Source organism: Moritella sp. (assembly GCF_013215705.1).
GTDB lineage: Bacteria > Pseudomonadota > Gammaproteobacteria > Enterobacterales > Moritellaceae > Moritella.
In genome coordinates, this window is sequence record NZ_JABSQR010000018.1 from 26,096 (window position 1) to 46,609 (window position 20,514).

Below are 20,514 nucleotides of genomic sequence, written 5' to 3' on the forward strand. Positions count from 1 at the left end.
AGTTTATGATGATATTATCACATTGCTTATATTGATACAGAAGGGAATATTGAATGCTTAGCCGAACTCTCTACACCACGCTACTTTATGCAACTTCACCGTTGATATTTTCTTTATTGTTGAAAACTAAGAAAGGTAAACCGCCCATTGGTGAGCGTTGGAAAGAATTTGTCGGTATCGCCCCTGAATTAGCCCAAGCACAGCAACCAATTTGGATCCACGCGGTGTCAGTTGGGGAAGTGATTGCAGCAACGCCAATTATCAACGCCTTGCAACAGCAATATCCAGCGCTACCATTACTTATCACCACGACCACAAGTACTGGTGCAGAGCGTGTAGCGGCTTTAACAGGCAACATTGAACACAGATACTTCCCTGCCGATTATCCTTGTGCAGTAAAACAATTTATCAAGCGTATGAATCCAGCACTGTGTTTAATCATGGAAACCGAGTTATGGCCTAACATGCTGACGATCTGTAAAGACCAAGGTATTCCGACCATAGTGGTTAATGCGCGCTTGTCTGAAAAATCGCAACAAAAATACCAGCGTTTTCAGTCATTGTTTTCAGCACCATTACAAAAGTTAACCCATATATTATGTCAGGATGAAAATGATCAGCGTCGTTTTAAAACGTTAGGCTTAAGCCAATCCCAACTTTCTGTCACAGGTACCGTTAAATTTGATATTCAATTCTCAGAGAGCATCATCAATAACGGCTTATCACTGCGCCAACAACTTGGCAAACAACGTCCAGTCGTCATTGCCTCCAGTACACATAAAGGTGAAGATGAGATAGTGCTTGCGGCATTTGAGAAAGTAAAACAGCAACATATTAATGCGGTTTTAATATTAGTGCCTCGCCATCCAGAACGCTTTGATGATGTTGCGACTCTGTGCTTAAGTAAGTTCCCGAAAACTCAGCGACGAAGCCAAGGTCAGGCAACTGATGACCTAAGTAATATTGATGTTTATTTAGGGGATAGCATGGGTGAAATGCCGATCCTACTCGCTGCCAGTGATATCTGCTTTATGGGTGGCAGTTTAATTGGTGATAAAGTCGGTGGACATAACTTATTAGAACCTGCGGCACTATCAAAAGCCTGTATTACCGGTCCAAGTTATTTTAACTTTGCTGATGTAACGGCGCAATTACTCGATTGTAATGGCGTTGCAGTCGTCAATGATGAGCTTGAATTGGCCAATAAGATAAATGAATTGATGTCACAACCAGAGATTGCAGTAACGATGGGTCAACAAGCAAAGCATGTCGTGGAGAAGAACAAAGGCGCACTAAGCAAAATAATGCAAACACTAACCTATTACATCGACCAAACGATCAATCACGCCAATACCAAATAGTGGCTATCATCAATATGGTTTATCTTAATCGACAACATTATTAGCGATAAGAAAAACCATATTGTACATCTATCGACTCGCGTTAAAACAATTAACCATTAATATCAGGGACAACTGTTTCAGCCGTGGCTAAGCGTAAATAATATTCACGCATATGCTTATAATCAACAAGGGCTTGCTCAGTGAAATAGGGTTTCATCATAAAGAGTGACTTCAGAATACCGCAATAAATATCAGTCTTATATACTTTTGCATCTTTACTGATTGTGGTGCGATAACTTACCCAAGAAACCAGTACAACCTTAATAGAATTGGCCAACTCGTCCAGATCTTCCATTTGGATATTGACCACATTATTTTTTTGTAAAGAAAAGAGCAGATCAACTTCACGCTGCGCAGAAATTTCTTGAAATTTTAAATACTTCTTATGTAAGTTCGGGTCTCGAGATAACAAGCTCGGTAAACTGTAATACAAGAAGCGAAAACGCCACATCGTTTCAAACATTGAATCTAAATAACGCATCATCACTTCCAATGTCACTTCACCTTCATTGTGAGGTTGAAAATTGTCAGCTAAATAATTTACATACTGATCAAAAATTGAGTCAATAATGTCTTCTTTATTACGAAAATGATAATAAAGATTGCCAGGGCTAATGCCTAAATGCGCGGCAATATGGTTGGTAGTGACATTCCGCTCTCCACATTCATTGAACAACTCAAGAGCCGCATGAATGATCTTATCTCTGGTTTTCATGAAAATGACCACTTTGATTTATAATAGATTTCTTAATACTCGCACATTTAGTGCGAAATGACACAGTGTAATATTTTATTGTTAGAACATTCGCTCAACGTTGATAACCAGCCAATAACAAATCCCAGTCAGACAACTGCCATTTGAACGCCGTATCTTTAGTTTGTTCTTTCACAAAAGAACGTTTAAGCCGAGCTAGATTGGCTTGTTTCCAGCTATCTGCAGCAGGTTTAAACTTGCAGCGATCAAAATCGATCAGCCACCACTTACCTTGCCCATCGAGAATAATATTATGGGTATTTAAATCAGCATGCCATAAATTAACATCATGAAAGCGTTTGATCATAATACCAATCTGCTGATACTCAACATCACTCAACGCGCGCTCTTTTAACACAGCGACTAAATCTTTGGCACCAGAGATCTTCTCGGTAATCAAATCAGCTTGATAAAACAGCCCTTGCTTAATGATCTGACCGGCAACGGGTTTTGGCGCGGGTAATTTTTTATCTACCAGTTGCTGCGTAACAACAAACTCTTGATATGCTCGGGAATTTTTAAGTCCAGTATAAACATAGGCATCTTTAATCAACTTGGAAATAAGGCCTCCACGGTGATAATGGCGTAGTACAAATTCATCATTATTTATTTTAAAAAACCAGGTAATACCGCGACCAAACGCGGATCCAATTATCGCATTGTTATGTTGCCAATGTGCCCCGTCAAAATATTCTGGGGTGATCTCAGCGTTTAATTCGTCCTGAAAAAATAAGACTCGATTGCCTTGTGTCTGTATTAACATGTGCTCTCCAAAAAATACTTCACCGATAAATTTTACATTACCTCAAACGATTTGCATAATAGCCTTTTACATTCAACGACTAGAAATGATGAATATGACCCCTCCACAGAGTATCTGTATTTTACGTTTTTCCGCAATTGGTGATGTTTGCCATGCTGTTTCTGTTGTACAAGCAATTCAGCGACAATACCCTAAAGCAAAGATCACTTGGGTTATCGGAAAAATTGAAGCCATGTTAGTTGGGGACATCGACAATGTTGAATTCATTATTTTTGATAAAAAAACCGGTTTAAAGGGTTATTCAGATCTGCGTAAAAAATTAAATAACCGTCAGTTTGATATACTACTGCATATGCAAGTCGCACTCAGAGCCAGCATCGCGAGTTTATGCATTAAAGCTACACAGCGCTGGGGTTTTGATCAAACCAGAGCCAAAGAAGGCCAGTGGTTATTTACCAATCATAAAATAAAACCCCAATCACAACCGCATGTACTCGATGGCTTTATGGCATTTGCCGAAGCAATTGGTGTCCCAGTCGCACCACCACAATGGAACATCCCGCTTTCAACCCAAGATAATTTATGGGCGCATTCGCAGTTAAGCCACGAAAAGAAAAATTTTATTATTTGCCCATCAGCAAGTAAAGCAGAACGTAATTGGTCGACCAAAGGTTATGCTGAAATAGCCAATTATATGCATGAAAATAATTATCAAGTATCTATCTGTGGCGGCCCAACTGACAGCGAAAAACAACTTGCTAAAGATATAATTCAGATTGCGATGGCACCGATTAACAACCTTGTTGGTCACACATCGTTAAAACAATTACTCGCTATTTTAAAACATGCCGACCTGGTATTAGCACCAGATACCGGCCCAGCACACATGAGTACCACCGTCGGTACACCTGTAATTGGATTATATGCGCACAGCAATCCAGGCCGTACAGGCCCTTACAATAACCTTAACGATGTCGCCGAAGTCTATCACCAACATTTACCCAACAGTGAATGGGGACAACGAGCGAAAGGTCCTAATTTAATGGATGAAATTTCGGTTGCTCAAGTAAAGTCTCGTTTACAAAGATGGCTTTAAATAGTCAATTTATATTAGAATTATATAGAATTCAGCTGTACCTTATAGGTTACTCACAAATAAAAATCAGAATACGAGTTATGCGATCATGCCAAAAAAATATCTTTTTTACATTAGCCAAAATTACAGCTTCGCAATATTAAGACCTTTACAAGCCGAAATTCAACGTCGAGGTGGTGCTGTAAAGTGGTATCTAGAACCCAATGTTAACGCGAGTTATTTAGCGGCGGATGAAGCACAGTTAATCACAGTAGAAGCAATACAGTCTTTCAACCCTTTTGCTGTATTTGTACCTGGTAACGTTGTACCTAGTTTCATACCGGGTATTAAAGTTGGCATTTTCCATGGCTTTGATGCAGGAAAATTGAATCGTCGAGGTGAAGAAGATCATTATCAAATCCGAGGATGTTTTGACTTATATTGTACATTTGGGCATAAAGTAACTCAGCAATTTTCTAAATTGGCTAAATCAGAGCAAACCTTTAAAATCACAGATACGGGCTGGCCAGCTGTCGACCCGCTATTTTCATTAGCACCAGCCAATAACCCTTATCACGCTCTCAACGATAATCGTAAGACTGTATTGTTATGCTCAACATTTTCTCGTAATTTAACTTGCGCACCTCACGTTTATGATACGATCGCACGCTTATCAAAAACAGGTAAGTGGCGCTGGTTAGTACAATTCCATCCTAAAATGGATCGCGAAATTGTTGAAAAATATAAAGCATTAGGCAGTGATAATTTACAATTTATTGAGACCGATAACGTCATTCCGATATTACAAACTGCCGATGTGATGCTGTGTGATACGTCATCAGTATTATTGATGTTCTTACTACAAAGAAAACCAGTGGTCACCTTTAAAGGTAACCAGCAAGGAGAGCACCTCATCAATGTCAGCACTCCAGAGCAAATTGAATCGGCGTTAACAGAAGCGTTAACACAGCCAGATGAACTCATGCGACACATTGATGATTACATAAAACATATTCATGCGTATACAGATGGTAATTCAAGTGCCAGAGTATTAGATGCAGTTGATAACTTCACTTTTGACTCATTAAAAACCAAGCCATTAAACCTATTACGCCAACTGAAATTAAGAAAAAAATTAGGATACTGGAAACTATCATGACAGTAAAAGTAATTTACCCAGGTACATTTGATCCCGTCACCAATGGTCATACCGATTTAATCGAACGTGCAGCAAAATTGTTTGACCACGTGATTGTTGGGGTGGCCTTCAACGCCACCAAGAAACCCTTCTTTGACCTTGAGGAACGCGTGCAATTAGCCAAAGACGTGACGGCACATTTAGACAATGTGGAAGTGGTCGGATTTAGCGGTTTGTTAGTTGATTTTGCAAAAGAATATAACGCATCAGTACTGATCCGTGGATTACGAGCAGTGTCTGATTTTGAGTACGAATTCCAACTGGCGAATATGAACCGTCGTTTAAGCCCCGATTTAGAAAGCGTGTTCCTAACACCGTCGGAAGAGAATTCATTTATCTCTTCAACATTGGTGAAAGAAGTCGCGATTCACAACGGTGATGTGGCTCAGTTTGTCGACCCCATCGTGTGCCAGGCCATTTTAGATAAAATTGCCGAAAATACAGCCCGTTAAGTAAAGCTTAAGCTAGCGCTGGCATTGATTACAATAAATCGTGTTGCGCTGGCCGATCTTCATCGCTTGTAATTCCTCACCACACTTGGGACACGGTTTTCCTGCTTTGCCGTATACCTGTAATTCCTGTACAAAATAACCCGGTTTACCATCGGTCTGGGTAAAATCTTTCAACGTGGTGCCGCCTTGCGCAATCGCTTTAGCCAATACCAGTTTCACTTCCTCAACAAGTATCTGGTAACGTTGTAAAGACACATTACCCGCCGCCCGTTTCGGATTAATCCCCGCCGAGAATAACGCTTCGTTAGCATAAATATTACCGACGCCCACCACAATATGGTTATCCATCAGGAATGACTTAACCGGTATCTTGCGTGATCGAGAACGGTCAAACAAACATTGCGCAGTAAAATCATCGGTTAACGGCTCTGGTCCTAAACTGGCTAATAACTTATGTTCAAGTACATCACCGACTTGCCACAATACCGAACCAAAACGCCTAGGATCGTTCAGGCGAAGACATTTACCTGAATTCAACACTATGTCTACATGATCATGTTTTTCGACTGCTACGCTTGAATCAAGCACTCTTAGACTACCAGACATGCCCAAGTGAATAATGATGGTGCCTTTTTCCGTCTCTAATAATAAATATTTAGCCCGGCGACGCACACTTATCACAGTACAGCCCACCGCATCTTGCAACGCCATTGGCACCGGCCAACGTAATTGCCCATTACGCACAATTATCTGCGTGATTTGGGCGTTTTCGAGATAAGGGGCAATGCCTTGACGGCTTACTTCCACTTCCGGTAATTCAGGCATGGTGACATCCAATAGGTAAAATCTAAATCAACTAATGAGATCGATTAAAGAATAGAGAACAATATAAAACGATTAGCGAGGTGACTAGCGAGGTAATAACACTTGTAATTCAGACTCATCGATGTGCAATAACTGACGCTGCCAATTTTGTAACAAATAACCGTTATTAATTTGATATAAAATCAGCGTAACAGGCTCGGCTAAGTTCGCCAATTCGAAGGAAATGTTAATACCATAAGCGAGATTCGCGATGACAACACCCTCGGCCACAGGTTTAAACGTGGCCGTTTCCCACGCTTTAATAATTTGCTGCAATTGCGGCTGTGATAAGCCCAGTTCTGGTTTAGTCGCCAACTGACTACCAACACGTTGAATTTGAATATTATCAAACTGCATCGACAATACGATCGCATTCTGGGGTAGCGCAGTTTGATAATAACTAACAGCATCACCACCACCGCCTATTTTTTTTCCTGAATATTGAAATATCAGCATCATCGCCAATATTGCAAATATTAATACGTTATTCCAACCTCGTCGTGATAACTGCACGCGCAAATCCTTTCTTGCTGATTTTTCAATAAGTATATGCAAATTACGTGAAAACGCCGGATTGGGCAAGCGAGGAATAAGGAATTTTAGGCAAAAAAAAACCCAGCAAAAGCTGAGTTTTAAATATTTGTACATAAAACCAAGGATTACTTGATTTTACCTTCTTTGTACATAACGTGCTTGCGAACTACAGGATCAAATTTCTTGATCTCCATTTTCTCAGGCATGTTTTTTTTGTTCTTAGTAGTGGTATAGAAGTGACCAGTACCAGCAGATGAATTCAAACGAATTTTATCGCGCATAATAGAGTTCCTTAAACCTTCTCACCACGGGCACGCATTTCAGCAAGAACTGAATCGATACCCTTTTTATCAATAATACGCATACCTTTACAAGTAAGGCGTAATTTTACAAAGCGGTTTTCGCTCTCAACCCAAAAACGGTGTGTATGTAGGTTTGGCAAAAAACGGCGACGAGTGCGGTTTTTTGCGTGAGAAACGTTATTACCAACAGCTGGTTTTTTACCAGTGACTTGGCATACTTTAGACATGTCGTCTTCTCCAAATATTTTCTTGCTCGAGCAAATATACAGCGTCTTGTTGGCCGTCGCCCAAGACGCGTGCTAAAGGCCGCATTTTATACAGTAAATAAAAACATAGAGCAAGCTTTTTATATTTCAATGATGAGTGAAAATCGCAATTTCACACCCACCCTCTCTCTGCAAAGCTTGCTATGTCACTGTCGCCTATAACAAAATGATCGAGTACTTTAACATCAATTAATTGTAAGGCTGAGATAAGTTTATCTGTGATCATACGATCGGCATGGCTGGGTTCAGCAATGCCAGAGGGATGATTATGGGCAAAAATGACTGCCGCCGCGTTTCTTTCCAACGCTTTTTTAACCACCACTCTCGGATAAACACTAGCACTGTCTATTGTGCCATAAAACAACTCCTCAAAGCGAATAACTCGGTGCTTATTGTCTAAAAATAATACCGCGAATACTTCATGAGGCTGATCGCGCAATTTAGCACGGATGTAATCGCGACTTTCTTGTGGGCTGGTTAACACGTTACTCCGTTCCAATTTTTCGGCTAAAAATCGGCGTGACATTTCCACCACGGCTTGTAATTGCACATATTTCGCCACCCCCAGTCCCTTAGTTTGGCAGAATTCATGCTCACTCGCCGCCAGTAACGCCCGCAAGGTGCCAAAATCAGCGAGAATATTACTCGCCAGTGCAACGACATTGGTGCCTTTGATGCCGGTGCGTAAGAATATCGCCAACAATTCGGCATCCGATAATGAACTTGCGCCTAATTTAACCAATTTTTCGCGTGGCATTTCATCCCTAGGTAACGCTTTTAATTTCATCTGTTCCCCACCATTTAACATAACATCCCGTTAGCTTAGTAATTAGCTGAAAAAAAGGGGCGGCTAATGATAAAACAGTGAAATAGTTCAAATTTATGAATTTAATAATGCTGCATATAAAATTAACAACAAACCTTAGCATCTGCGAATTTAATTATGGTATTGTTATTGCGTTATTAGAATATCCTTTCAGATTTTAACGTGGAATACACAATGACTGCTATTGCCAATAAACGCATTTTGCTCGGAATTACAGGTGGCATAGCCGCTTATAAATGTGCGGAATTAACCCGTCGATTAACGGAACGCGGCGCAGAAGTCCGTGTTGTAATGACCCAATCGGCGCAAGAGTTTATTACCCCGCTTACCCTGCAAGCAGTCTCTGGATTCCCCGTTTCACATAGTTTACTCGACCCTGCAGCCGAAGCCGGCATGGGCCACATTGAATTAGCTAAATGGGCAGACTTAGTATTGATCGCGCCCGCCACTGCTAATTTTATAGCCAAGTTAACCGCCGGTATTGCCGATGATTTACTCTCGACATTATGCTTAGCGACGCCAGCACCGATTGCCATTGCACCCGCGATGAATCAAGTGATGTATCAAGCGCCAGCAACCCAAGCGAACTTAGCCACACTCAAACAACGCCAAATAACACTTTGGGGCCCAGCCGCAGGCGCGCAAGCTTGTGGCGATGTAGGTCCCGGTAGAATGGTGAATCCAGATGAACTCGTGACCGCGGTTGTTGATTACTTTATCCAACAAGCACAACCGCAATTATTAGCGGGTAAAAATGTCATGATCACCGCCGGACCAACCCGCGAGGCAATTGATCCGGTGCGCTACATCAGTAATCACAGTTCCGGTAAGATGGGTTATGCCCTTGCCCAAGCCGCGCGTTCACTCGGCGCCAATGTGACCGTCGTAAGCGGTCCAGTGGCACTAGCCGCACCAGCCGAATGCAATATAGTAAAAGTGATCAGTGCACTGGATATGCACGATGCCGTTATGTCTGACATTCATCAACAAGACATTTTCATTGCTTGTGCAGCGGTAGCCGATTATCGCCCAGAAACAATTGCCGAACAAAAAATCAAAAAGACCAATAACGACGAAATGATCGTGCGCATGATCAAAAATCCCGATATCGTTGCCAATGTCGCAGCGCTCGAAAATTATCCTTTTACTGTCGGTTTTGCTGCAGAAACACAAGATGTTGAACATTATGCACGCGACAAAATGCAACGTAAAAATCTTGCTATGATCGCCGCAAATGACGTGTCACAATCCGGCCAAGGATTTAATGCCGAAGACAACGCATTAACCGTATTCTGGCCACAAGGCATGACGCAAATTGCATTAGCGAGCAAACAAGATGTGGCAGCACAATTATTGCAGTTAATTGCCACGCAGTTCAATGCGAATACCTAGCCATAATTAAAATTATACTCAAAAGTTTACCGTGTGTTGCGCTAACGCAAGGCACAGTCGAGCCATCAATTGATATATTCAGTGAAGCAAACAATGAAAAAAATAGAAGTTAAAATATTAAATCCACGCGTGGGTACCGAATTTCCATTACCAAGTTATGCAACACCGGGTTCGGCAGGTTTAGATCTGCGTGCGTGCCTGGCACAACCATTAACGGTTAACCCCGGCGAAACGCATTTGATCCCAACGGGCATTGCCATTCATATTGCCGACCCAAGCATGGCAGCAACCATTTTACCGCGTTCAGGCTTAGGCCATAAACACGGTATTGTATTGGGTAACTTAGTGGGTTTAATTGATTCTGATTATCAAGGTGAGTTAATGATCTCATGTTGGAATCGCGGTCAAGATAGCTTCAGTATTCAACCGGGCGATCGTATTGCTCAGATGATGATAGTGCCAGTGATCCAAGCACAACTCACCATAGTTGAAGAGTTTGATAGTAGTGAACGCGGCGAAGGTGGCTTTGGCCATTCGGGTAAGCAATAACGGTTAACACCATTCTAGGATGAAAAAGATGTCAACAAGCACTAAAAAGAATCGTCGAGAACAGATTTTACAAGCGTTAGCACATATGCTGGAGACCCATCCAGGTCAGCGTATCACGACCGCTAAACTTGCCAAAGAAGTCGGCGTGTCAGAGGCAGCCCTCTATCGTCACTTCCCAAGCAAAGCGCGTATGTTTGAAGGTTTAATTACCTTTATCGAAGATTCAATATTAGCCGGTATTAATCAAATATTAAATGAAGAGAAAGATACCATTACGCGTTGTCATCACATCCTGCATCTGCTGTTGGTCTTTACCGAGCGTAACCCCGGCATCACCCGCATTATGACTGGCGATGCACTGCAAGGTGAGCACGAGCGTCTTAGCCAGCAGATCAGCACACTGTACGCAAAGATTGAAACCCATTTAAAACAAGTGCTACGTGAAAAGAAAATGCGTGACGGCACTGGCTTTAATTTAGATGAAAGTATGTTGGCAAATTTATTACTGGCGTATGCAGAAGGGCGTATTAATCAATATGTACGTACCCGCTTTGCGTTAAAACCAACCACCGATTTTGATCAGCAGTGGGACTTCTTACACAAGCAGCTATTACAAAGTTAATAGTTACAACGTTAATCACGACAACATTAATGTGTAATTCCAATTGCGAAGTGTAAAAACAACAAAGGCTACCGAGGTAGCCTTTTATTTTTTATACAGCTGTATATTCATAACAGCTCATGTCTAACCAACAACGTCTAACCGTGCGGTTAAAGATGCTGATTAGATACCGTAGTTTTCACGGTATGTTTTTACAGTTTCAAGATGCTGTTGCATTTCCGGCTTATCCGCTAAGAAAGAAACAAGATCAGCTAACGTCACAATTGATAATACTTTACAACCATAATCACGTTCGATTTCTTGGATTGCAGATAACTCGCCGTTGCCTTTTTCTTGGCGGTCTAGCGCAATTAACACACCCGAAAGTTCCGCGTTATGTGCTTGGATGATGTCCATTGATTCACGGATTGCGGTACCTGCAGTGATCACGTCATCAACCAGCATAATACGACCTTCAAGCGCAGCGCCGACTAATGTACCTCCTTCACCGTGGTCTTTTTTCTCTTTACGGTTAAAGCAATAAGGTGCATCAATATCATGATGATCGTTCAGCGCCACCACAGTTGTCGTCGCAATTGGGATACCTTTGTAGGCAGGACCAAATACCACATCGTATTCGATACCAGAATCAACTAAAGCAGCGGCATAGAAACGACCAAGACGGGACAAGTCACGACCCGTGTTAAACAAACCGGCATTGAAGAAATAAGGGCTAGTACGACCAGACTTTAGAGTGAATTCACCAAACTTAAGCACTTCTTTTTCTAAAGCAAACTCAATAAATTCGCGTTGATAATCTTTCATCGTTTTCCCCTATTATGATTAGTTAGCTAAACGCTATTTCACCTAAAAAGCCTAATAATATGGGGCATATTATTAGGCAATTAATATTGTTAGCGTGAGCGGCTAACGATAAGCGCCGCTATTCTAACAAGCTTTACGCTTTAATCAAACTATCACCGAGTGCTTTCTTTTGTTCGATAATGATCATCTCGATACCCTCTTTCGCTAACGCCAGCATGTCTAACATTTCTTCGTGGCTAAACGGCACGCCTTCTGCAGTACCTTGAATTTCGATAAATTTACCGGTTTCAGTCATCACTACGTTCATGTCTGTTTCAGCGTCAGAATCTTCTGCGTAATCTAAATCGCAAACAGCTTCACCTTTATAGATACCCACAGACACAGCTGCGATCATAAATTTGATTGGGCTGACAGTTAATTTACCTTTACGGATCAGAAATTCAATCGCGTCCGCCAATGCCACACAAGCGCCTGTAATAGCAGCCGTACGCGTGCCACCGTCAGCTTGAATAACATCACAATCGATGATAATTGTGTGCTCACCTAATGACTCAAGATCGATACAAGCACGTAATGAACGCGCGATCAGACGTTGAATTTCCATCGTACGTCCCGTTTGTTGACCACGTGCGGCTTCACGATGCATACGTTTGTGCGTAGAGCGCGGTAACATGCCGTATTCAGCTGTCACCCAACCTTGGCCTTTGCCTTTTAAGAAACGTGGTACACCCTTTTCAACAGTCGCAGTACACAATACTTTCGTACCACCGAACTCAACTAAGACAGAACCTTCTGCATTCGCGGTGAAGTTACGGGTAATTGTTACAGGTCGAACTTGACCTAATGTTCTTTGACTTGGACGCATTATTTTGACTCTTCAAGGATGATTAACCAATATTATATGAGCTAAGCTAAACTATCGCTATAGCAAGTTGTAATAACCTACAGGTATAATTAGCTTAATTTACTTAATTAACGGATTTAACATGATTCATAGTATGACGGCATATGCCCGTAAAGAGTTTAAAGGCGATTGGGGTACAGCTGTATGGGAGATCCGTTCGGTTAACCAACGTTACCTGGAAACGTACATCCGATTACCAGAACAATTTCGTGGTTTAGAAGCGGTACTACGTGAGCGTTTCCGTAAACAATTACAACGCGGAAAAGTAGAATGTAGCATGCGTTTTGAAGCCAGCTCAACAAACAGCGGTGCATTACAACTCAATGAAGCGTTAGCCGAAAAATTAATTGAAAGTGCCAACTGGGTATCGAAAAAAGCCGGTAAAGCCAAACTGAACCCGGTTGATATTCTACGCTGGCCTGGCGTAATGGAAGCCGAAGAAAAAGACATGGGCGAGTTATCAACTGACCTATTAAGCTTTTTCAACGAAACCCTGACTGAATTTTTAGAGTCTCGTGCATCTGAAGGTGAAAAACTGCAAGCCATGCTAGAACAACGTTTAGCCGGCATCACAGAACAAGCGGCGTTTGTGCACAGTAAAATGCCAGAAATCATCGAATGGCAACGTGAACGCATTCAAAAGAAATTCGCCGATGCGAAGATCGAACTAGATGAAACCCGCGTTGAACAAGAACTTATTTTAATGGCGCAGAAGTTAGATGTAGCCGAAGAAATCGATCGCTTAAATGCCCACGTAACAGAAACGCACAGTATCTTGAAGAAAGGTGGCGCTTGTGGCCGTCGTCTTGATTTCATGATGCAAGAATTCAATCGTGAATCAAATACCTTAGGTTCAAAATCGATTAGTACAGATATTACTAAGTCCGCGGTAGAGCTTAAAGTTTTAATTGAGCAAATGAGAGAGCAGTTACAGAATATAGAATGATGTTTTGATACGTTTCCAATAGAACGCAGCCACCTGATAAGCCTCGTGATTACGAGGCTTTTTTGTTGCTACACCCTAATATGTACAACATACTCAACGGAAACCTTTAAGCTAAAACCAATCTAGGTACAACAATCCTAGTTGCTCTTTGGTTATCATTAGCTTCCTTTCTTAATCTTATAGCCCTGATTTGGATGATTTGGTTTAGTTGGATACGCCAACGTCAATTGCTGATTTTTTAACATTGGACTAAGGTAACTTTTTCTTAATGTATCCGTATTCCTGCCTAATAACTTTGCTATATCAGCCAGCCCTAAGTACTTCTGATCCGATTTTTCGCATAATTGAATTATTACTTTTTCGATATCGTTACGTTTGGCTCGATATGATCCATTTCGAATTGGCGACGCTATTTCAAGTAGTTCTTGCCATAGCTGCTTTTCTTCGTTGAGGTCCGGGCTTTCAATATTGAAGTCCGGGCTTTTGCTATCAAAATCCGGATTTTCGACATTTAGGTCCGGGCTTTTGCTATCAAAGTCCGGGCTTTCGACGTTTAGGTCCGGGCTTTTGCTATCAAACTCTTCATTTTCGCCAAACAGTGATAATTGTGAAAGATCGGGCGAAGAAACAAAGGTAATGCCTTTTCCAGCATCATTATCTGGTGTCGGGACATCAACACCTTTTAGGTGGTAAACCTTTCCCTTGTGGTTACCACCTGATGCCAAATAGCCACCTTTTACAAGTTGCGATAGGGCTAAAGTGATATCTCTTGTGTGCTTTGATGTTAACGAGAAAATGCGCTCATGGTTAAACCAAGACTCGGTAGCTGCAGTAATTAGAATCGACCGCTTTAGCTCGCTAAGTGCATTATAACTAGATCCAAAGAGTTCAATTAAATTAGAGTGCATCTCTTCAGAGACTAGATTCACCATTCTCAACTCTAACAGAGTTTGCTCTGGTGAGTCTTTTTCATAAAGGTTCGGTGTTTGCCAATTCTGGCTGCGACTATTACTGTAAATTTTAGGGATGCCCGAGCCTGCTTTCTCACTTAAACCAATGTTAAGAAACATTTGATGGATCGCAGGATTACGGCAAAGGCTATCACCTCCCGCAATCGCGTCTTTAACCGGAACGCGCATTAAACCGGGGTTACGAAATCCAATAAAGTCGGGATGTTTCTCTATAAATAATGGACTATCACTGGTGTAGTCTGCGTGCGCAAGCATATTAACCAAAGCTTCACGAATTGCCTCATGTGCAGGTGTATCATCAATACGTTGCCCATCTTTTAACTGAAAACCTATTTTAAAATCAGCAGTCAGTTTACGAAAAATCTTGCGATAGAAATCAAAAATATTACCCGACCAAGAACCATCGGGAAATACTCTATCAATCCAGCGGTGTGAGCTGTCGTCTTTTTCTTGGTAATCAACAAAGTAATTAGGCAAGGCGTCTTGAATAGCATCCCAAGTACCAAACATGACTAAACCCGCTAAGGTTAAGCCTTCTTGTTGAGTCTTTCGGTCTTTTCTCCATGCTTTAATGCTTCGTAGAAAACCCGCAGTATCCTGTTCTAAAAATGGGTGACCCTGTGGTTTCGCGTCGATAAACATTTGCCGATAAATTCGCAATGACTCGACGTCGATATCATCTAAGCCATAACCTTCTAAAATGCGGTTATCTCGTATATCTTCACGTTCAGCTATCATACGACTTACAGTGTCAGGCAAGCACTTTTGATCGGCTTCATAGCGTCTAACATAAGATCCAGCGAGTGGATTACCGTTAATAAAAATTGGACGAACTTCTCTTGGTGCACGGGGCACTAAAATTCTAATAAGCTGTTTTCCAGCTATCGTAATAACAGAAACATCTACTTCATTTAATAAGTTATGGCTCACCTTGTTGGTGTTATTAACCGTATCCCAAATATTTTTAACTAAAGGCGCAGGGTTTTTAATGCCTTCGAGAGTAAATTTCCCTTTCTTCTCTTTAATGCCAAGTAATATCTCACCGCCACGGGTATTGGCAAATGCACTATAGCTTTCCCACATGTCACCAGGGACTGCACCACAGCCATCTCGGCCACCAGCAAGCTTGCATTCAACCTCGCAACTTTCTTGTAATAACTCAATATCAGATAATTGGTTTAAAATAAGATTTGGCATTAGGTGATACGTTTCCATTAAATTTGTCGATTTCAATGTTATACATCATACTGCTTTTAATTAAACATTTCTGTAATTAACATCAGCCACGCGTTCAAGTTATACTGAAAATGAATTTGAAACGAACTTGATAAAAAACTAAGGGAGCCTACAATTAACCCGACAATACCCCTCCCGCTATCCGTAAGAACAGCGCACCGCGAGGGGTTACTCGTTTCTAGATTTCATAAAAGTAACATTAACACCCTATAAATTAGTGACCGATTTGTTATCTTCAGCACCGGTTCCCCACAAACTCGATAAACGTAATCAATCACCACCAATATTAACCCTATGCGTCAAACCCGAAGCTTTGTTTTAGTAACGGCTGAATCTGTAGATCTCGCGGCACTTTGACCCCATCGACATACATTCTAGGATCAAGCGTGACAAAACCCCAGAATTGCAAAAATCGAGTTATAAAACGAGACTCAATGATACTAGCTAACTGCTCCTGAGATGAAAGATGATCCGCCCTTGGCAGCGGCTTTAATAAGTCGGGAAAAGCACGGCACACTTCATCACTTAATGTTTCCATTGAACCATGAATTTGCAGGCGCCAGAGCATAAACACCCAGAACGTACGCACATCAATATCAGAAGACCATGCATCCATGTAGCCCCAGTTATATTGACTAGTAGCAGCCTCTAACATGGGCAGGAAGAACGCGCTAATACCGTGCTGTTGATATTGTTTTCGCGCCGTTTTTTTCACATGAAAACGCCCGCCTTTTAAATGCAGGATCCCGGCTAGTTCTGCTAATACACGGGTATAATGCAGCGCATTAAATTTATCTTCGTCACTGCCAGTAAACTCGCTAATGCTCGGCAAAGTCTGATACTTAGCCACTGCAAATTCTGGCAATAACGCGCTGGCTTGCTTAACCAATTTGGTGGGAAGATTGCCTTTCTCAGTGGCTTTTATCGAGCCTGTTTGCTGCATTGCGTCTTCTAAGAGCAAAGACAAATACTGCATTACCGGACTGGTTGCCAAGTCCTCAGGCGTAGTGATATTAACGTCCTTTAATTCGCTAAACGGTGCATACAGCCAGTTGGCTATTTGCGTTGGCGTGAGGCCACAGAAATCCTCATTAGGGCGGTTATTACGCTCAGCCGTTTTATGCTGGATCACCAAGTTCAAATCATCCATGTTGAGGTTCGGATTCATTGCCATGGTTTGGCTGATGTCATCGATGACTTCTGTATGTTGTTTTGCAGCTGCGTCCATACAGCAACGTTTGTATTTTTTACCACTACCACAGGGGCATTGGTCATTGCGTCCTACTTTCATTTTATCGCCTTTTAATTTTTACACGCTACAACCGTTAAAAACAATTTAACACGCTATAACAGGTAAGTTTTATTTCATCTCTACTTATTAACTTTCGTCCACTTTACTTCATCGACTTGATCTGGCTTTTAAACCGTCCAATATTACATCTCTAATATGTACAGGAAAGTCTGCGGGCAACTGCGCTCTAACCTTGGCAATAACGGGGTCTATACTGGCTGCGACCGCCCTTAAAATAGCGCTCATCGTATCGATTTAAAAACCGACTGCTTTAGCTGTTTGGATAAAATATCGTAAAAAGGAGTTAGTCGATAAGCACCGTTGGCATCAATAAACAGTGAAAAGTTTTTAGCATGTCCATCTGTTTACTCATTTTCTACCCTCAGAACCAAACCAGAAATCGGGGTCGTCGGTATCATCTTCTAAGGATTGAACAGTGTCTGGCGTTGCGACTTTAATTTGCTGAAGTGGCTTTGATTTACCTTTTGGGGAAATAGAAAGTTCGAGTTCTAACCCTTCCAGTACTCGTAATAATGTTGAAAGCTTAATATCACTGCCCGCTTCAATTCGCTGATATTGTTGCTGCTTCATGCCAATACGCATATACATATCGGCTTGTTCCATGCCAAGTTCTTTACGTCTATCGCTAAGTACCTTAGTAATCTCTTCAATCTTATCCATTATAACCTCAAACAACCTATACGCTGTAAACCATGCCATTTACAACATCGTAGTTGTTAAATCTCATCTAAACAACTTAAGTGTTGTATTTATTATTTTATCACTGAATCATCAATACAATTCCTGAACCGCCATGAAAATATTGCACGACTTTAAAGATCATTCATTAAGGATTGAGCAATGTAGAGCGTTACCACTTCATAGCAATACGCATATCGGTTTTATCCATACCAAGTTCATTTCATTTGAGACATTCCTCACAATTAAATCCAACAAATCAAACTCATCCCCAAATAGGTACACCAAAATAGGCTAAACAATCAGTAGAAGTTGATTTACCTTTAAATTGAAACTAGATTAAACCACTGATTTTCATTAAATCCCCCCCGACAAAGTTAACCAGCGCAGTTAATATTTTGATACGGATATAACGATATATAAATTAAGGAATCTAATTAATGACGACTAACAATTTGAGCACAATTGTAAATAAAATTTCATCTCAACCAGCAGACAAAAGTTCACGACAGCTATCGTCAATGTTTGGTGAAACCATTCAATACTTTGGTAGAGCCGGTATTCAAGTTGAATCACTTGATGTTAACAATGCAGTACTAACACTCGAAAATAACGACATTGTACAAAATCATATTGGTGGTATTCATGCTGCAGCAACGGCATTATTGGGCGAGTCTGCAACTGGATTTTTAGTTGGCATGCACGTTCCTGACGATCGTATTCCGTTACTCAAGTCGATGAATATTAATTATACCCGTCGCGCAGACGGCAATTTAAAAGCGGCAGCAAGTTTAACCGAAGCTCAAATATCAGAGATAAAAAATACAGCCAAAGGTGAGACATCTGTACAAGTTGTTATTACAGATAGTGCTGGTAATAATCCCGTTGATGCTGAATTCATTTGGGCATGGGTTCCAAAAAAGAAATAACATCACTGATCACGCACTCTATTAACAGACGGATTTTAAATGGATTGTTTGCTTATAAAAGGATTTTAAAATGAATGCAATTAAAAACAGAATCACCAAAGCAGCGGTTGTTACCGGTATTATCGCGGGATTGTTATATGGCAGCTGGGCGTTATATGCCAATTATACCGACGGAATTATAATTGCGTCCCAAGCTGCAGCAGTGCAGTTTATCTGTAGTGCTTTGCTGGGGTTTTTCATGACGTTTATTATGGACCAGATCTGTGCGAGTAAACGAACACCGCGATTTATTATGATTCCAGCGTCAGTTATTACCCCATTATTACTCACCTTATTTGTCAGTTATTATTCACATTATTTGAATGACACACCCAATATTATTATTACTATCTTACCCTCACAAATTTTAGGTCTCATCTGGACCAGCCTGTACACAGCAAAATTATTGAAAGTAACAGCCAATACAGCACCAACGACCGCCTAAGCAATTCAATAAATAGAATGAGGCCTTAATCGAATACTTTCTTTTGAGGCCTCACTAAAGCAAAACCACCATAAATCGTCCATACTAGCTTCTAAGTTCCTTTTAAATTTGTAGGCTTTTTGCAACTCGAGAGTCTGCAAAGGAGGTCAAAATGGACCACGCGTATGATGATACTAAACAGCTGTTTAGTAATCCTGCTGGGACCGAAGGCTTCGAATTTGTCGAATTCTCGTCTCCCGATCCAAAACAACTTGCCGCGCTTTTCCAGCAACTAGGTTTTTATCCTTTTGCCCAACATAAAACACGCCCGTTAACTTGGTTCAAACAAGGTGAAATCCACTTTCTGGTCAGCACAGAAGGTCGCGGTTTCGCCTCTGAATTTGCAGAGCAACATGGTCCTTCTGCCTGTGCCATGGGTTTTAAAGTCACCGATGCGAATAAAGCCTATCAACATGCGTTAAACCGTGAAGCCAAACCGTGTAAGCGTAAAATTCTTGAGTTCGGTGTACCGGCTATTTACGGTATTGGCGAAAGCCTGCTGTATTTAGTCGATGATGATGTGAGGAAACGGCTTTATCAGGAACAATTTCAATTAACTGGCGAAACTGAAGATGCATCTAAATCGGCAGGACTCACTTATATCGACCACCTGACTCACAATGTGCAATGTGGCCATATGGATCCGTGGGCTGAATTTTATGAGCGCATCTTTAACTTTCGAGAAATCCGTTATTTTGATATTAAAGGCACCATGACCGGGTTGCGCAGCCGCGCCATGACCAGCCCGTGCGGAAATCTGCGCATTCCCATAAATGAAAGCAGCGATAATAAATCACAAATTGAAGAGTTCTTGCAGGAGTACCACGGCGAAGGGATCCAACATATCGCCTTAGGCACAGATGATATTTATCAAACTGTTTCGACGTTAAGGGCTAACGGTATCGAGTTTTTGGATATACCCGACACCTATTACGACATGATCACAGAGCGTTTGCCCGGTCATCATGAAGCGATTGAGCAACTTAGAAAAAATCGTATTCTCATTGATGGTCATATCGAATCGGGCAAATTAGTCCTATTACTGCAAATCTTCACCAAGACCTTAATCGGCCCTATTTTCTTCGAAATTATCCAACGTAAAGGCGATGAAGGATTTGGCGAAGGTAATTTTCAAGCTTTATTCGAATCAATTGAAAGAGACCAGCTTGCGCGCGGTGTACTTTCGACAAAATATAAATAAACACAGTGGC

General features: G+C 41.4%; 24 protein-coding genes. 11 read left to right on the forward strand and 13 right to left on the reverse strand.

Annotated elements, in window-relative coordinates; all coding sequences use genetic code 11:
- Positions 1–53: 53 nt before the first annotated feature.
- Positions 54–1,361 (forward strand): lipid IV(A) 3-deoxy-D-manno-octulosonic acid transferase, encoded by a 1,308-nt coding sequence (gene waaA / locus HRT96_RS13085; protein ID WP_293157357.1) that lies wholly within the window; start codon positions 54–56, stop codon positions 1,359–1,361.
- A gap of 91 nt (positions 1,362–1,452) precedes the next feature.
- Here the strand turns inward: waaA and HRT96_RS13090 are convergent, their stop codons facing one another.
- Both HRT96_RS13090 and HRT96_RS13095 read right to left on the reverse strand, forming a co-directional pair.
- Positions 1,453–2,118: a TetR/AcrR family transcriptional regulator gene (locus HRT96_RS13090; protein ID WP_293157360.1), complete on the reverse strand. Its 666-nt coding sequence runs from the start codon at positions 2,116–2,118 to the stop codon at positions 1,453–1,455.
- Positions 2,119–2,212: 94 nt separating this feature from the next.
- A complete protein-coding gene (locus HRT96_RS13095; RefSeq protein WP_293157363.1) occupies positions 2,213–2,920 on the reverse strand; it encodes a 3-deoxy-D-manno-octulosonic acid kinase in 708 nt (235 codons plus the stop codon).
- An 88-nt stretch (positions 2,921–3,008) separates the two neighbouring features.
- Between HRT96_RS13095 and HRT96_RS13100 the strand changes: the two genes are divergently transcribed.
- From HRT96_RS13100 to coaD, 3 genes are all read left to right on the forward strand, one after another.
- On the forward strand, positions 3,009–4,016 hold the full coding sequence (locus tag HRT96_RS13100) for a glycosyltransferase family 9 protein (protein WP_293157582.1): 1,008 nt from the start codon (positions 3,009–3,011) through the stop codon (positions 4,014–4,016).
- Positions 4,017–4,104: 88 nt separating this feature from the next.
- The gene (locus HRT96_RS13105) at positions 4,105–5,154 is read left to right on the forward strand and encodes a UDP-N-acetylglucosamine 2-epimerase (protein WP_293157366.1); all 1,050 of its coding nucleotides are present in this window, start codon (positions 4,105–4,107) and stop codon (positions 5,152–5,154) included.
- Positions 5,151–5,645 (forward strand): pantetheine-phosphate adenylyltransferase, encoded by a 495-nt coding sequence (gene coaD, locus HRT96_RS13110; RefSeq protein ID WP_293128806.1) that lies wholly within the window; start codon positions 5,151–5,153, stop codon positions 5,643–5,645. Before HRT96_RS13105 ends, coaD begins: the two co-directional genes overlap by 4 nt.
- A 12-nt stretch (positions 5,646–5,657) precedes the next feature.
- Here the strand turns inward: coaD and mutM are convergent, their stop codons facing one another.
- From mutM to radC, 5 genes are all read right to left on the reverse strand, one after another.
- The gene (gene mutM / locus HRT96_RS13115) at positions 5,658–6,470 is read right to left on the reverse strand and encodes a bifunctional DNA-formamidopyrimidine glycosylase/DNA-(apurinic or apyrimidinic site) lyase (RefSeq protein ID WP_293157369.1); all 813 of its coding nucleotides are present in this window, start codon (positions 6,468–6,470) and stop codon (positions 5,658–5,660) included.
- Between the two features lie 84 nt (positions 6,471–6,554).
- The gene (locus tag HRT96_RS13120) at positions 6,555–7,022 is read right to left on the reverse strand and encodes a hypothetical protein (protein ID WP_293157372.1); all 468 of its coding nucleotides are present in this window, start codon (positions 7,020–7,022) and stop codon (positions 6,555–6,557) included.
- Positions 7,023–7,168: 146 nt separating this feature from the next.
- Positions 7,169–7,324 (reverse strand): 50S ribosomal protein L33, encoded by a 156-nt coding sequence (gene rpmG / locus HRT96_RS13125; RefSeq protein WP_006030957.1) that lies wholly within the window; start codon positions 7,322–7,324, stop codon positions 7,169–7,171.
- Positions 7,325–7,335: 11 nt separating this feature from the next.
- The gene (rpmB, locus tag HRT96_RS13130; RefSeq protein ID WP_006030956.1) at positions 7,336–7,572 is read right to left on the reverse strand and encodes a 50S ribosomal protein L28; all 237 of its coding nucleotides are present in this window, start codon (positions 7,570–7,572) and stop codon (positions 7,336–7,338) included.
- A 151-nt stretch (positions 7,573–7,723) separates the two neighbouring features.
- The gene (gene radC, locus HRT96_RS13135; protein ID WP_293157374.1) at positions 7,724–8,398 is read right to left on the reverse strand and encodes a DNA repair protein RadC; all 675 of its coding nucleotides are present in this window, start codon (positions 8,396–8,398) and stop codon (positions 7,724–7,726) included.
- 213 nt (positions 8,399–8,611) lie between these two features.
- Between radC and coaBC the strand changes: the two genes are divergently transcribed.
- The 3 genes from coaBC (at position 8,612) to slmA (ending at position 11,000) form a co-directional block, all read left to right on the forward strand.
- Positions 8,612–9,829 (forward strand): bifunctional phosphopantothenoylcysteine decarboxylase/phosphopantothenate--cysteine ligase CoaBC, encoded by a 1,218-nt coding sequence (gene coaBC / locus HRT96_RS13140; RefSeq protein WP_293157376.1) that lies wholly within the window; start codon positions 8,612–8,614, stop codon positions 9,827–9,829.
- A gap of 93 nt (positions 9,830–9,922) precedes the next feature.
- A complete protein-coding gene (dut, locus tag HRT96_RS13145) occupies positions 9,923–10,378 on the forward strand; it encodes a dUTP diphosphatase (RefSeq protein ID WP_293128816.1) in 456 nt (151 codons plus the stop codon).
- A 28-nt stretch (positions 10,379–10,406) separates the two neighbouring features.
- On the forward strand, positions 10,407–11,000 hold the full coding sequence (gene slmA, locus HRT96_RS13150; RefSeq protein WP_293128818.1) for a nucleoid occlusion factor SlmA: 594 nt from the start codon (positions 10,407–10,409) through the stop codon (positions 10,998–11,000).
- Positions 11,001–11,162: 162 nt separating this feature from the next.
- Here the strand turns inward: slmA and pyrE are convergent, their stop codons facing one another.
- Together pyrE and rph are read right to left on the reverse strand one after the other, a co-directional pair.
- Positions 11,163–11,804: an orotate phosphoribosyltransferase gene (gene pyrE / locus HRT96_RS13155; RefSeq protein WP_293157378.1), complete on the reverse strand. Its 642-nt coding sequence runs from the start codon at positions 11,802–11,804 to the stop codon at positions 11,163–11,165.
- 133 nt (positions 11,805–11,937) lie between these two features.
- Positions 11,938–12,669, reverse strand: a complete 732-nt coding sequence (rph, locus tag HRT96_RS13160) for a ribonuclease PH (RefSeq protein ID WP_293147749.1) — start codon at positions 12,667–12,669, stop codon at positions 11,938–11,940.
- Positions 12,670–12,790: 121 nt separating this feature from the next.
- Between rph and HRT96_RS13165 the strand changes: the two genes are divergently transcribed.
- Positions 12,791–13,654, forward strand: a complete 864-nt coding sequence (locus HRT96_RS13165; protein ID WP_293157381.1) for a YicC/YloC family endoribonuclease — start codon at positions 12,791–12,793, stop codon at positions 13,652–13,654.
- Between the two features lie 158 nt (positions 13,655–13,812).
- Here the strand turns inward: HRT96_RS13165 and HRT96_RS13170 are convergent, their stop codons facing one another.
- From HRT96_RS13170 to HRT96_RS13185, 4 genes are all read right to left on the reverse strand, one after another.
- On the reverse strand, positions 13,813–15,822 hold the full coding sequence (locus tag HRT96_RS13170) for an RNA-binding domain-containing protein (protein ID WP_293157384.1): 2,010 nt from the start codon (positions 15,820–15,822) through the stop codon (positions 13,813–13,815).
- A 331-nt stretch (positions 15,823–16,153) separates the two neighbouring features.
- Positions 16,154–17,152, reverse strand: coding sequence for an SEC-C metal-binding domain-containing protein (locus HRT96_RS13175; protein ID WP_293157387.1), 999 nt, complete (start codon positions 17,150–17,152; stop codon positions 16,154–16,156).
- 242 nt (positions 17,153–17,394) lie between these two features.
- On the reverse strand, positions 17,395–17,490 hold the full coding sequence (locus tag HRT96_RS13180) for a hypothetical protein (protein WP_366051785.1): 96 nt from the start codon (positions 17,488–17,490) through the stop codon (positions 17,395–17,397).
- 31 nt (positions 17,491–17,521) lie between these two features.
- Entirely contained in the window at positions 17,522–17,833 is a 312-nt protein-coding gene (locus HRT96_RS13185; protein ID WP_293157390.1) for a helix-turn-helix transcriptional regulator, read from the reverse strand.
- A 458-nt stretch (positions 17,834–18,291) separates the two neighbouring features.
- Here HRT96_RS13185 and HRT96_RS13190 point away from each other — a divergent pair, with 458 nt between their 5' ends.
- The 3 genes from HRT96_RS13190 (at position 18,292) to hppD (ending at position 20,504) form a co-directional block, all read left to right on the forward strand.
- On the forward strand, positions 18,292–18,780 hold the full coding sequence (locus HRT96_RS13190; RefSeq protein ID WP_293157393.1) for a DUF4442 domain-containing protein: 489 nt from the start codon (positions 18,292–18,294) through the stop codon (positions 18,778–18,780).
- Positions 18,781–18,850: 70 nt separating this feature from the next.
- Positions 18,851–19,264, forward strand: a complete 414-nt coding sequence (locus HRT96_RS13195; protein ID WP_293157396.1) for a hypothetical protein — start codon at positions 18,851–18,853, stop codon at positions 19,262–19,264.
- A gap of 151 nt (positions 19,265–19,415) precedes the next feature.
- Positions 19,416–20,504: a 4-hydroxyphenylpyruvate dioxygenase gene (hppD, locus tag HRT96_RS13200; RefSeq protein WP_293157399.1), complete on the forward strand. Its 1,089-nt coding sequence runs from the start codon at positions 19,416–19,418 to the stop codon at positions 20,502–20,504.
- Positions 20,505–20,514: the final 10 nt, after the last annotated feature.